This window comes from Listeria monocytogenes ATCC 19117 (genome assembly GCF_000307025.1).
Classification (GTDB): Bacteria; Bacillota; Bacilli; order Lactobacillales; family Listeriaceae; genus Listeria; species Listeria monocytogenes_B.
Genome location: NC_018584.1, coordinates 2,880,492 through 2,892,984, shown reverse-complemented (window position 1 = coordinate 2,892,984; position 12,493 = coordinate 2,880,492). Strand labels below are relative to the sequence as shown.

At 38.2% G+C, this 12,493-nt stretch carries 13 protein-coding genes; all 13 read left to right on the top strand.

Translation table 11 applies throughout. From position 1 onward, the window contains the following. Window positions 1-4 precede the first annotated feature (4 nt). The 13 genes from LMOATCC19117_RS14320 (at window position 5) to LMOATCC19117_RS14260 (ending at window position 12,345) form a co-directional block, all read left to right on the top strand. Window positions 5-1,411: a PTS mannitol transporter subunit IICB gene (locus LMOATCC19117_RS14320; RefSeq protein WP_003734212.1), complete on the top strand. Its 1,407-nt coding sequence runs from the start codon at window positions 5-7 to the stop codon at window positions 1,409-1,411. 62 nt (window positions 1,412-1,473) lie between these two features. Then, window positions 1,474-2,130 carry an HAD family hydrolase gene (locus tag LMOATCC19117_RS14315; RefSeq protein WP_003734213.1) on the top strand — a complete coding sequence of 219 codons (657 nt, stop codon included), beginning with the start codon at window positions 1,474-1,476 and terminating at the stop codon, window positions 2,128-2,130. A 12-nt stretch (window positions 2,131-2,142) separates the two neighbouring features. Next, window positions 2,143-2,589 (top strand): PTS sugar transporter subunit IIA, encoded by a 447-nt coding sequence (locus tag LMOATCC19117_RS14310; protein WP_003725342.1) that lies wholly within the window; start codon window positions 2,143-2,145, stop codon window positions 2,587-2,589. Window positions 2,590-2,613: 24 nt separating this feature from the next. After that, window positions 2,614-3,519: an ROK family protein gene (locus LMOATCC19117_RS14305; protein WP_003725341.1), complete on the top strand. Its 906-nt coding sequence runs from the start codon at window positions 2,614-2,616 to the stop codon at window positions 3,517-3,519. Next, complete coding sequence (locus LMOATCC19117_RS14300; RefSeq protein ID WP_003734214.1) at window positions 3,503-4,309, top strand: MurR/RpiR family transcriptional regulator; 807 nt, start codon at window positions 3,503-3,505, stop codon at window positions 4,307-4,309. The genes LMOATCC19117_RS14305 and LMOATCC19117_RS14300 overlap by 17 nt, the downstream gene beginning before the upstream one ends. A gap of 171 nt (window positions 4,310-4,480) precedes the next feature. After that, window positions 4,481-5,335, top strand: coding sequence for a nucleoid occlusion protein (gene noc, locus LMOATCC19117_RS14295; RefSeq protein WP_003725339.1), 855 nt, complete (start codon window positions 4,481-4,483; stop codon window positions 5,333-5,335). Between the two features lie 11 nt (window positions 5,336-5,346). Continuing rightward, window positions 5,347-5,646 carry a hypothetical protein gene (locus LMOATCC19117_RS14290; RefSeq protein ID WP_003725338.1) on the top strand — a complete coding sequence of 100 codons (300 nt, stop codon included), beginning with the start codon at window positions 5,347-5,349 and terminating at the stop codon, window positions 5,644-5,646. A gap of 158 nt (window positions 5,647-5,804) precedes the next feature. Next, window positions 5,805-6,563 carry a helix-turn-helix domain-containing protein gene (locus LMOATCC19117_RS14285; protein WP_003727618.1) on the top strand — a complete coding sequence of 253 codons (759 nt, stop codon included), beginning with the start codon at window positions 5,805-5,807 and terminating at the stop codon, window positions 6,561-6,563. Between the two features lie 224 nt (window positions 6,564-6,787). Next, complete coding sequence (locus tag LMOATCC19117_RS14280) at window positions 6,788-7,549, top strand: ParA family protein (RefSeq protein WP_003722150.1); 762 nt, start codon at window positions 6,788-6,790, stop codon at window positions 7,547-7,549. Further along, a complete protein-coding gene (locus LMOATCC19117_RS14275) occupies window positions 7,542-8,393 on the top strand; it encodes a ParB/RepB/Spo0J family partition protein (protein WP_003725335.1) in 852 nt (283 codons plus the stop codon). The genes LMOATCC19117_RS14280 and LMOATCC19117_RS14275 overlap by 8 nt, the downstream gene beginning before the upstream one ends. Before the next feature lie 6 nt (window positions 8,394-8,399). Further along, entirely contained in the window at window positions 8,400-8,603 is a 204-nt protein-coding gene (locus tag LMOATCC19117_RS14270; RefSeq protein WP_003725334.1) for a DUF951 domain-containing protein, read from the top strand. A gap of 148 nt (window positions 8,604-8,751) precedes the next feature. Beyond that, the gene (locus LMOATCC19117_RS14265) at window positions 8,752-10,218 is read left to right on the top strand and encodes a catalase (protein WP_003725333.1); all 1,467 of its coding nucleotides are present in this window, start codon (window positions 8,752-8,754) and stop codon (window positions 10,216-10,218) included. A 210-nt stretch (window positions 10,219-10,428) separates the two neighbouring features. Further along, window positions 10,429-12,345 carry a BglG family transcription antiterminator gene (locus LMOATCC19117_RS14260; RefSeq protein WP_003725332.1) on the top strand — a complete coding sequence of 639 codons (1,917 nt, stop codon included), beginning with the start codon at window positions 10,429-10,431 and terminating at the stop codon, window positions 12,343-12,345. Window positions 12,346-12,493 lie beyond the last annotated feature (148 nt).

Sequence of the window (12,493 nt, the reverse complement as noted above, 5' to 3'; positions counted from 1 at the left end):
AAATATGTCTATTCGGGTACATGTACAAAAGTTTGGGAGTAAGCTAAGTGGTATGGTCATTCCGAATTTGGGAGCTTTTATGGCTTGGGGTATTTTAACGGCAATTGGGGTGGCTACAGGCTCTGAGATGTTAAAAGGGTTCATCGCACCAATGCTAAATTACTTGTTACCACTTCTTATTGCCTTTGCTGGAGGTCGAGCGGTTCACGGTTACCGAGGCGGAGTTATTGGTACCGTTGCAACAATGGGTGCAATTATTAGTTCGGATATAACCATGTTTATCGGCGCAATGATAATGGGCCCGCTCGCTGCTTGGGTACTTAAAAAATTTGATGAACGTATTGATGGAAAAATTCCAGCTGGGTTTGAACTATTAGTTAACAACTTTTCGATTGGGATAATTGGAGCGGGATTAGCACTATTTTCTTATGTGGCGATTGCTCCAATGGTCGAAGCTGTAACAAAAGTATTAGCAAGTGGCGTGGATGTATTAATCAATAATCATTTGCTCCCACTAACGGCTTTAATTATTGAGCCGGCCAAGGTCTTATTCTTAAACAATGCGATCGGTCAAGGTATTCTAAGTCCACTAGCCACCTTGCAACTCGCAGAAACAGGGAAATCAGTGCTTTACTTACTAGAATCAAACCCTGGACCAGGACTTGGAATTTTGCTTGGCTATATGTTCTTTGGTAAAGGAAACTCCAAAGCATCTTCCTACGGGGCAAGTGTTATTCACCTATTTGGTGGTATTCACGAAATTTACTTCCCATTCGTTTTAATGAATCCAATTCTTATTTTACCGCTAATTCTTGGTGGTATGACAGGAACATTTATTTTAACAATGACAAATGCGGGACTTGTTGGTGTGGCTTCTCCTGGTAGTATTATTACAATCATGATGATGGCAGCACCCGGCGATCACATTAAGATCCTTATTGCGGTGCTATGTGCGGCACTTGTTACATTCATTACTGCCATTCCATTTATTAAACGCATGGGTAACAAAGACTCTGAACTACAAGATGCAGCGAAGAAAATGGAAAGCCTTAAAGGCAAAAAGAGCAGTATTTCCTCCGTTTTCGAAGCTACAGTAGATGATTTTAATTTTAAAAATGTTAAAAGAATCGCTTATGCCTGTGATGCGGGACTTGGATCTAGTGCGATGGGCGCGACCGTACTACAGAAAAAAATCAAAAATGCTGGCTTAGAGGATATTAAAGTGTTCCATATCGCCATCCACGAATTGCCGACCGAATGCGATGTAGTCGTGACGCATAAATCCCTTATCGACCGAGCCAAAGAAAAGCAACCAGATGCGTATTATGTAGAAATAACGGATTACCTCGGCGCACCAGAATATCAAGAACTGATAGATAAAATAGTTGCAGACCGAGAACAAAAGAATTAACTTATTTGTAAGCGCTTCTTTTTAGGAGCGCTTTGAATAGTAAAATGGGTAGGAGGAAGACAATGTTAAAAGCGATTGTGATGGACTTTGACGGAATTGTTATTGATACAGAAGTAGTTTGGTATGAAATTTTTAAAGAATGGTTTAAAACGAAGCAGAATTATGACCTTTCTATCGAGGAGTTTTTGCAGTGCGTTGGGTCAAATGTGGACGATTTGTTTCGCGAACTCAACCGGACAGAGCAAATGGATATTAATCGACAAGACTTCGAAGCAGAAACACAAGCAACGTTTATTGAAAACAGTAAAAGTTTACCGGCCAAAGAAGGCGTGGAAAGCTTTATTCGTGAATTAAAAGAACGTGGATTAAAATTAGCACTTGCGACCTCATCGCAGCGACCAAAACCACTCTATCATTTGGAACGACTAGGCTTGCTCGGATATTTTGATGCGATTATTACGGCGGAGGATGTTACGCGAATCAAGCCGGATCCGGACTTGTTTTTAGAAGCTTTGAGAGCACTGGATGTTAAGCCATCGGAGGCTCTTATCGTAGAAGACTCGCGAAATGGCCTTTTGGCGGGAAATAGTGCGGGTGTCAATGTTCTTGTCATTCCAAATGAAGTAACAAAACATAGTGATTTAACCCCGAACTATTTGGAGCGAGAGTCGCTGGCGGAGGTAGATTTAACAGAAATAATGGCTGAATATAATAAATAAGGGGGCGCGAGCATGTTATTAGACCGAGTTACTTTAGAAGATATTGAGGTAAATTTAAAAGCAAAAGACTGGCGCGAAGCCATCCAAACGTCAGCAAGACTTTTACTAGAACGAGGCGCTATCAAAGAGAGTTATATTGACGGAATGATTCAAAGTGTAGAAAATAATGGACCATATATAGTGATTGCTAAACATATCGCCCTAGCGCACACACGACCAGAATTCGGCGTCATTCGCGGTGGCCTAACTTTTGCAACACTGGCTGACGGCGTGGCTTTTGGAAGCGACATGTTCGACCCGGTGAAACTAGTTATTACCCTTGCGGCAACAGACTCAGAAAGCCATTTAGAAGTGTTGTCAGAGCTTGCAGAAGTGCTCATGGACGAGGAAAAGGTAACCCGTTTGATCGAAGCAAATTCAAGCCAAGCGTTTTACGATGAGTTAACAAAAGAAGGATAATAATTTCACTAAAGAGGTGAAGAAATGGAAAATTATCTTTGTGTCGACATTGGTGGAACGAGTATCAAATATGCTAAATTTAATCAAGAAGGTAAGCGGGTGGGCGATCTTAAGTCTTGTGTGACGCCTATAACTGGCGGAGCGAATCAAATCATGCCCGCGCTTATTCGGATTGTCGAACAAGAAAAAACGAATGTAGCGGGCGTCTGTGTGGCCTCTGCGGGTGTTGTGGATTCTGTGAAAGGCAAAATTATTTATGCTGGCTACACGATTCCCAAATACACTGGAACTGAAATAAAAGCTGAACTAGAGCACCGATTTCATATTCCGTGCGTAGTGGAAAATGACGTAAATGCAGCCTGCCTTGGCGAGTTTTGGTTGGGTGGAGCACGGGGACGTGGGAGCGTGCTCTGTTTGACAATTGGAACCGGAATCGGCGGAGCAATGTTACTAAACGACAAACTAATAAATGGATCGTCTTTTACAGCATGTGAAGTGGGCTATATGCACCTTTCACAAGGGAGATTTCAAGATGTTGCTTCAACAAAAGCATTGATTAAACAAGTAGCCTCGCGAAAAAATATCGAGGAAAATGCGTTAAATGGTCGTCAAGTCATGGAATGGGCCTATAGCGGAGATGCAGATGTGCTGGCTGAAATAGAGCAATGGATTGAGAATTTAGTAGAAGGTGTAGTAAACTTAATCTATATTTTCAACCCAGAAGTGATTGTACTCGGTGGCGGATTAATGGAAGAAGAGTCATTCTTCAAACCGCGTCTAAAAGCGGCTATCTCAACCAAATTAATCTCACCGATGTTCGATACAGCAGATATTACTTTCGCAAAGCTGGGAAATGAAGCAGGGATGATTGGTGCGCTTTATCATTTCTTAAACCAGAAAGAGGCCGAAAAAGATGACGATTTTAAATGAAATCCAACAAAATTACAATCAATTACCGAATAAAGAAAAACAAATTGCGAAGTATATTTTAGAAAAAAGTGATGAACTCAAGAATATTAATATTAAAGAGCTAGCTGAAGAAACTGGCACATCCATTTCGACGATAACGAGATTTTGTCGCCATGTACGCTGTGATAGTTTTGTTGATTTGAAAATGCGGGTGAATACTGCAGCGACAATGGTTCCGTCACTTGGTTATGATGACCTTTTTGAAGAGGTTTATTCGTTCTACCATAAAGTAATTGATAACACGGTGAAGCTGATTGAACCAGCGAAGATCCGTGAAGTGGTGCAGTACATTCAAGAAGCTAAGCGAGTCTATATTTGCGGCGTCGGAAGTTCGGGGCTCACTGCCGTTGAAATGTCGCAGCGCCTTATTCGAATGGGGTTAAACGTCATCAGTGTCAACGATCCGCATATGATGATTATCACTAGCTCCATCACAACAAAAGAAGATTTTGTTATCGGCATTTCCAATTCAGGTAACACCCCAGAGCTAGTCACGGCGCTAAAAATCGCTAAGAAAAACAAAAGTAAAGTTGCTACATTTACCAGTTTTGAAAATAGTGAAATGACCGAAATCAGTGACGTCACTATTCCGGTTTACAATACTTTATTCGTAAGTAAAAGGTATTTTGCTAATAGCCAGTTTTCGATTATGTATGTGATGGATATTATTTCCATGATGTTGCTACAAAATGAGTCTTACCGCGACAATATGGAAAAAACCATCAATACCGTTACCGATGAATTTCATTAAGAAAATAGATAGGACTGTGAAACTTTAGCAGCTCTATCTATTTTTTCACATTTAAAGGACAGAATAAGCGTGTTTTTCTCTAGCATTTCTGCTAAAATAGTTTAAGAGACTTGCGGATAGCCAGATAATATATTAAGAAACCCCGAGATGTTCCGGAAAGGAAGGACCCAGATGCCTTTTTCACGTTTATTTGGAAAAAAAGAGAAGAATCAAATGGATGATATAGTAGAAGAAGGAGTACAACGCGTACAAGAACTTCCTATGGATAAAATTTTCCCGAACCAATTCCAACCACGGACAGTATTCGATCAAGATAAGATTGATGAACTTGCTCGAACTATCCGAATTCACGGCGTTATTCAGCCGATTGTGGTTAGAGAAATGGAACCGGATTATTATGAAATCATTGCAGGCGAGCGTCGTTTTCGTGCTGTGCTTTCTTTAGAAATGGAAAAAATTCCAGCAATTATTCAAAATTTAGATGATGAAGAAGTAGCAGCGATTGCGTTAATTGAAAACTTGCAACGTGAAGAATTGACGCCAATTGAGGAAGCGAAAGCGTATCGGAGTTTACTAGACATGCAGGACGTGACACAAGAAGCCCTTGCGCAACGTGTCGGGAAAAGCCAGTCTGCCATTGCAAACAAAATGCGACTTCTAAAACTACCAGAAACTGTCCAAGAAGCCGTTCTTAACAAACAAATTTCAGAGCGCCATGCTCGTTCGTTACTCGCATTAGAAACAGAAGAACAGCAAGTCGCAATTTTAGCCGAAATAGCTGAAAATCACTGGAACGTCAAACAAACCGAAGCAAGAATTCAAGAAATTTTGGGCGTGAAAAAACCAGTAGCTACTAAAAAAACCAAACCAAAACGCCAAGCTATTAGTCGTGACGTGCGTATCGCTATGAATACGATTAAACAATCGGTTACAATGGTTAAAGATAACGGAATGGACCTAGATTTCACCGAAGAAGAGACAGATGATTTTTATCAAATTACCATTCAAATTCCTAAAAAGAAATAAGAGGTGTAGCAGTGAGGTTTTTGAAGATAATTGGACATGCAGTTGGTGTCATTAGTTGTTTGATGGTACTTCCATCTTTCGTAATAGCGATTACAAGTGCTATTTTAAGTTTTAATCCACTATATATTACCTACTTTTTCACTAGCCCCTATGCCCGAGCAGTAGCCGTAGCAGAAGAGTCTGGTTGGGGAAGTGGCTTCAACATTCTATTAATTAATTACGGGGCATATCTCATCGCATTTGGCTATACTTTCTTTGCGATAGTGAAGATTTACAGTTGGTACCAAATCGCGAAAGAAGCGAAAAAATAGCTACAAAACCTGCTTATTGAAGCGGGTTTTTTATTTTCAAAAAAGGAAAGCAACTCAATTCGAGTGGTTTTGGTTTATTTTGTAAAAAATAGAGAAAATAAGTGCAATTTTGAGCAGAAAAAAGTACAATAGAATTAGGTAAAGTTGTAAAGGAGGGAGTGATTCACTCAACTCTGAGTGGAATCACGAAACGAATGGCAAAAATCATTTTTGTGAAAGACGAACAAAATGAGTTCCAAGCGTATGATTTCTTACAAAATTTAATTGTGGAAGAACCACTAATGGCCACTTTAGTATTTCAAGGCCTGTTACAACTAGAAACAGCAGAAACGAGAAAACTTAGCACTGGTAAGCAAATTCTCCCCGATGTCCATTTAATTATCGGTAAAAGTCAAGCTTACTCACTACAAACAACTCGAGTGGAAACAACTGTAGACCAACCGATTCAAGAGATGAAAGCACATTTTAAAGATAAAAATTGTCGTTTAATTTACTTCACTGCTTTTAGTGGCGATGAAACCTATTATTGCTTCGTTAAAGGCTATTTTAAAGATAAAAACCCGTTCACGGATCAAATGAGTGCTTACCGCGAAGAAGTCAAACGCGTATTCTTGCGTCGTATTGAAGCGGAAACAAGCATTGGTCATGCAGACTATCAATTCGAAACACTAAAAAATAAAGCTTTAGCAAATGAAGGCATTGCTCATTACTTAGATAGTTTTTCAGCAAGCCTTGGTAAATATATTTTCTCTAAACGAATGGAGAAGAAATGGTCTCAACTAGATTTAGCGCTTAAATCAGATTTATCTCCTGTTATTATTGGGCGTTTAGAAGCAGGGGATCCAGATTTGACTCTTAGAATGTATCAAAAAGTCTGCACGGTTCTAGGTGTTAAGACAACATTCTCTGTAGATTGAAGATAGAAAAGTAATCAGCTTAGGTTGGTTGCTTTTTTTATTTTAAAATGTTTCACGTGAAACATTTCTAGGTTTTCAAAACGTTATTTTCACCATTTTTAAGCTTTCAAAATACGAATTTCAATTTATTTTTACTTTTTGTAAGACTAAATGAAAATCTTTTGGTAGAATAGAAGATAAAAGAACCGGAAATCTCGGTACAAAATAAGGGTTGGTGAAAAAGATTGAGCAAAGTGATTGCACTAGCAAACCAAAAAGGTGGGGTTGGTAAGACGACATCATCTGTGAATTTAAGCTCGAGCCTGGCTTTTTTAGGTAAGAAAGTGTTACTAGTTGATATTGACCCACAAGGTAATGCATCAAGTGGCGTTGGTGTTAACAAAGGTGAAATTGAACATTGTATTTATGATGTACTAGTTGACGATGTAGCCATTCAAGATGTGTTGCAAAAAACAGACTTGGATAATTTGAATGTTATTCCAGCTACAATTCAACTCGCAGGTGCAGAAGTAGAGCTAGTTCCAGCTATCTCTCGTGAAATTAGATTGAAAAAAGCAATCGACTCAATCCGTGATGATTATGACTATGTGATTATTGATTGTCCGCCATCACTTGGGCTTTTGACTTTAAACGCATTAACAGCAGCAGATTCTGTTTTAATTCCTGTTCAATGTGAGTATTACGCGCTAGAAGGTTTAAGCCAGTTACTAAATACAATAAGAATCGTCCAAAAGCATCTCAATGAGGATTTACAAATTGAAGGTGTTTTACTAACAATGCTTGATGCTAGAACAAATCTAGGTATTCAAGTAATAGAAGAAGTGAAAAAATACTTCCAAAACAAAGTATTTAATACAATTATTCCACGGAATGTACGTCTAAGTGAAGCACCTAGTCATGGAAAACCGATTTTGTTATATGATGCAAAATCAAAAGGTGCTGAAGTTTATTTAGAATTAGCAAAGGAAGTGGTTGCACATGGCTAAAGGTCTAGGTAAAGGAATCAATGCACTATTTAATAATGTAGATACGAATGAAGAAACCGTACAAAATATCGCTATAAAAGATATTAAGCCAAATCCATATCAACCACGTAAAATCTTTGATACGAAAGCAATCAATGAATTACGTGACTCCATTAAAATTCACGGTGTTTTGCAGCCAATAATATTAAGAAATACAGATAAAGGATATGAAATTGTTGTTGGTGAACGTAGATTTCGTGCAGCAAAAGAAGCTAAATTAAAAGAAATCCCAGCAGTTGTACGTGATTTAACGGAAGAAGAAATGATGGAGCTTTCTGTCATTGAAAACTTACAACGCGAAGATTTATCTCCACTTGAAGAAGCGGAATCATATCAGTTCCTTATGAAAAAATTGGGCTTAACGCAAGCAAAATTAGCAGAACGCGTTGGGAAAAGTAGACCATATATCGCTAACTTTGTTCGTCTTTTGACATTACCTGAAGAAGTTCAAGTAATGTTACGTGATGGCTCATTGTCAGCTGGACATGGCCGAGTGTTACTAGGTTTGAAACTTAAGAAAAATATTATCCCAACGGCTAAAAAAGCTGTGGCGCAAGGGCTGACAGTACGACAATTAGAAGATGTGGTTAATAATCTAAATGAAAATGTTTCACGTGAAACAATTAAGCCGGCTAGAGTTCCTATCTTTATCCGTGAAAGCGAAAGCCAATTACGTGATAAATTTGGTACGGCTGTCTCGATTAAACGTCGCGATAAAAAAGGTAAAATTGAAATTGAATTTTTATCTGATGATGATTTAGATCGCATTTTAGAGATTTTAGATATTCAGTTTGATGATGAATAGGTTGTGATGTTTATGGAAAAAAAGCATTTCGATTTAAATGATATTGTGGAAATGAAAAAGCCTCATCCTTGTGGTACCAATCGATTTAAGATTATACGCATGGGGATGGATATTCGGATTAAGTGCGAAGGTTGTGGTCATAGTGTGATGATCCCCCGCCGCGAGTTCGAACGAAAAGTGAAGAAAATTTTAGTTAAAGCTGAACAATAATAGGGAACAGACGATGAATTAGGTCGTCTGTTCTTTTTTAAGCCTTTTAGTTGAAGTTTGTCTCTTCCTTCTTTAAAATATAAATAGTATCATTTAATAATTATTACAAATAAAAAATGATATAGAATTGTTATGGAGGTATATACATATGACAGATAGAAAAAATTTAACGACGAATCAAGGTGTGCCAGTTGGTGATAACCAAAATTCGATGACAGCGGGACGTAAAGGACCAACTTTGATAGAAGATTATGTGCTTATTGAGAAATTGGCACATTTTGATAGAGAGCGAGTACCAGAACGGGTTGTACATGCTCGTGGTGCTGGTGCTCACGGGAAATTTGTCACTAAGAAAAGCATGAAAAAATATACAATGGCTAAATTTTTGCAAGAAGAAGGAACGGAAACGGAGGTTTTTGCTCGTTTTTCAACAGTAATTCATGGGCAACATTCTCCAGAAACATTACGTGATCCACGCGGTTTCTCCGTTAAGTTTTATACAGAAGAAGGGAATTATGATTTTGTCGGAAATAATTTGCCGGTATTCTTCATTCGTGATGCGATTAAGTTTCCGGATGTTATTCATTCCTTGAAGCCTGATCCACGCACAAATATTCAAGATGGCAACCGTTACTGGGATTTCTTTAGCCTTACACCGGAAGCTACGACGATGATTATGTACTTATTCAGTGATGAAGGAACGCCGGCTTCTTACCGCGAAATACGTGGCTCTAGTGTTCATGCGTTCAAATGGATTAACGAAGAAGGCAAAACAGTTTATGTAAAACTGCGCTGGATTCCAAAAGCGGGAATAGTGAACCTTTCGACGGAGCAAGCTTCTCAAATTCAAGCAAAAGAATTTAACCATGCAAGTCGTGATTTGTATGAAGCAATTGAAAATGGAGACTATCCAGAGTGGGATTTATATGTGCAAGTGTTGGATCCGAAAGACTTGGATAACTTTGATTTTAATCCATTAGATGCAACAAAAGATTGGTTTGAAGATGTATTTCCTTATGAACACGTAGGAACAATGACGCTTGACCGCAACCCAGATAATATTTTTGCGGAGACAGAATCGGTTGGTTTTAATCCTGGGGTACTTGTACGTGGAATGCTTCCTTCTGAAGACCGTTTATTGCAAGGTCGTTTATTCTCTTACTCAGATACGCAAAGACATCGTGTAGGGCCAAACTACTTACAACTCCCAATTAACAGTCCGAAAGCGCCTGTCGCGAACAACCAACGTGACGGTCATATGCCGTTTAAACAACAAACAAGTTCGATTAATTATGAGCCAAATAGTTACGATACAGAACCAAAAGAAAATCCAGCGTTTATCGAGCCAGAGCAAGAAATCCGTGGTGATATTTCTGGGCGCCTGATTGCAGAAAAACCAAATAACTTTGGCCATGCAAAAGAAGTATGGGATCGTTATTCAGATGCAGAACGTGCTGCACTCGTGAAAAACATTGTCGATGATTGGTCACAAGTACGTGATGATATTAAAATCCGCAACTTACGTAATTTCTATCAAGTAGATCCGGAATTCGCTAGTCGAGTGGCTGCGGGAACTGGTGTTAATCTCGAAGCACATGTAGCAGATTTAAAATAAATCAAAGCGAAAATCCTTTTTAGGGTTTTCGCTTTTTTATGTTTCACGTGAAACTTTTTGGACTAGAAGATTGGAGTAAAGGCATTTTTAACGATATTGCTTTTTATCGAAATACTTGCTACTATTTCTGGAAGACTTGTCGTTATCAGGTGATAGGCTTATAATCAAGATGAAATAGCTTAAATTAATTGTCGTGAGGAGTGGAGCTGCGTGAGTGCTTCAAAATTATCATTACCTAGATGGAAACAAATAGTTCATATGCTTTATTTGAAGATGGAGTTTATTAGCGGTGGAGAATTAGGGGAGGCATTAGCTGTTAACCCTCGGACAATTAGAAATGATATTAAAGTAATTAATCAAATACTGATGATAGGCGGAAACAGAATCGAATCACTTCCTGGTGTAGGATATCGTCTGGTCATTGGTGATGAAAAAGCGCTGCGTGAAGCTCTTTTGGACGATTCGATAGGAAGAGCTAATATGAATATTGTACCGATGTTTGCAGAGGATAGAGCAGATTATATTATTCGATATTTATTACTCAAAAATGACTATGTAAAGCTGGAGACGTTGTCAGAAGAGCTTTTTGTTAGTAAGTCTACGATAAACTTGGATATTTTAGAAGTGAAACGAAAACTCAAAGAAAATGAGTTGAAAGTGGAAAAACGGGCTGGCTATGGCATTAGAATTACTGGTGCAGAACTTGCTATCCGATTTTGCTTTTCAAGATATTTGTTAGTGGAATCTACAAGCCCGCTTATTACAGAAACAGAAATAAATTTTTTTGGAGAAGTTAATTTGGAAATGATGGAGCAGATTGTCGTTTCTAATATAGCGAAATATAATATTCACATGACGGACATTTCAGTTAAAAATTTGATTATTCATATCGCAATTGCTGTATGTCGTGTAAAAGATAATTGTTATGTACCTGCAACAGATTTGGAGGATATTGAATTTAGTATGCCGGAATTAAGGGCGGCTCAAGGTATTATAAAAGAAATAGATCTTTCAGAAGGAATTCGTTTCCCGGAAAGTGAGACTGCCTATCTGCTGCTACACCTTAGTTCGAAAAACAGAAAAAGTGACTTTAATAATTACCGAGAATATATCATCGTGGATAAGATGTTAGAAAAGATTAAAGAGCTGTACGGTTATGATTTTAAGCAAGACCAGAAAATGATTTCCAATATCGCTTTGCATTTAAAGCCAGCTATTAACAGAATTAAATTTAATATGAATATACAAAACCCGTATTTAAAAAATCTAAAAGCTAATTATCCACTAGCTTTTGAATTAGGGTTGGTTGCTAAAGAAGTCCTTGAGCAGGAGTTAAAAACAAATGTAGACGAAGCGGAAGTAGGATATTTGGCTATTCACTTTTTGTATGGCTTAGATAAGGAAATAGGGTCTGAGAAGCAAAAAGTATTGATTGTTTGTGCTTCTGGTTTAGGGACGTCGCAACTTTTGGAATCTAAAGTACGAAAAGAGTTTGAGAATACGCTTGAAATAGTCGGCGTGTACTCATTTAAAGAATATGAGCAGAGTGGAACGGCATGTGACTTTGTTATCTCTACAGTACCACTGCGAATGAAGTTACATCCATTTATTCAAGTATCGCCATTTTTGACAAAGGCGGATATTCGTAATATCACTGCGTTAATGAAGCAAGATGAGACGAAGAACCAATTTGAAGTGGACAAGGTTTTTAAGGAATCGTTATTCTTAATTAGTGATAAAAAGGACAAAGAGCAAGTTCTGGTAGATTTAGCGAGTCTTTTGCTGGAAAATAATATTGTTGGCGAGGACTATTTACCATCACTTTTTGAGCGCGAAGAAATTGTGCCGACTTATTTAGGTAATGGACTTGCGGCACCACACCCAATTGAAGCAAACGTCCAAGAAACAGCTATTGGAGTATGTATTTTTACTGGCGGTGGGGTAAAGTGGAATGAGGAAGATCAGGCACAAGTGATTTTCATGTTAGCGGTAAAAAACAAGCAACAACAGCAGCTTGCGACGGTGTATGAGCTTATTAGCAATTTAGTAGAAAGTCCAAAAGCAATGGGAGAGCTAAAACGTGTGACAAGTTTTGAAGAATTTATGCGTGTGTTACAAACGATATAACCAAAAGGTTCGTTAGACTTTCTTAGAGAGAAAAGTTAACGGGCCTTTTTTTATTTCCGCATGTAAAATACAGATGCGGAAAAAGACTAGATTTATTTAACAAAAAGAAAGCGCTACACTTATTGTAATATCAAAGGAGGTATAAAAA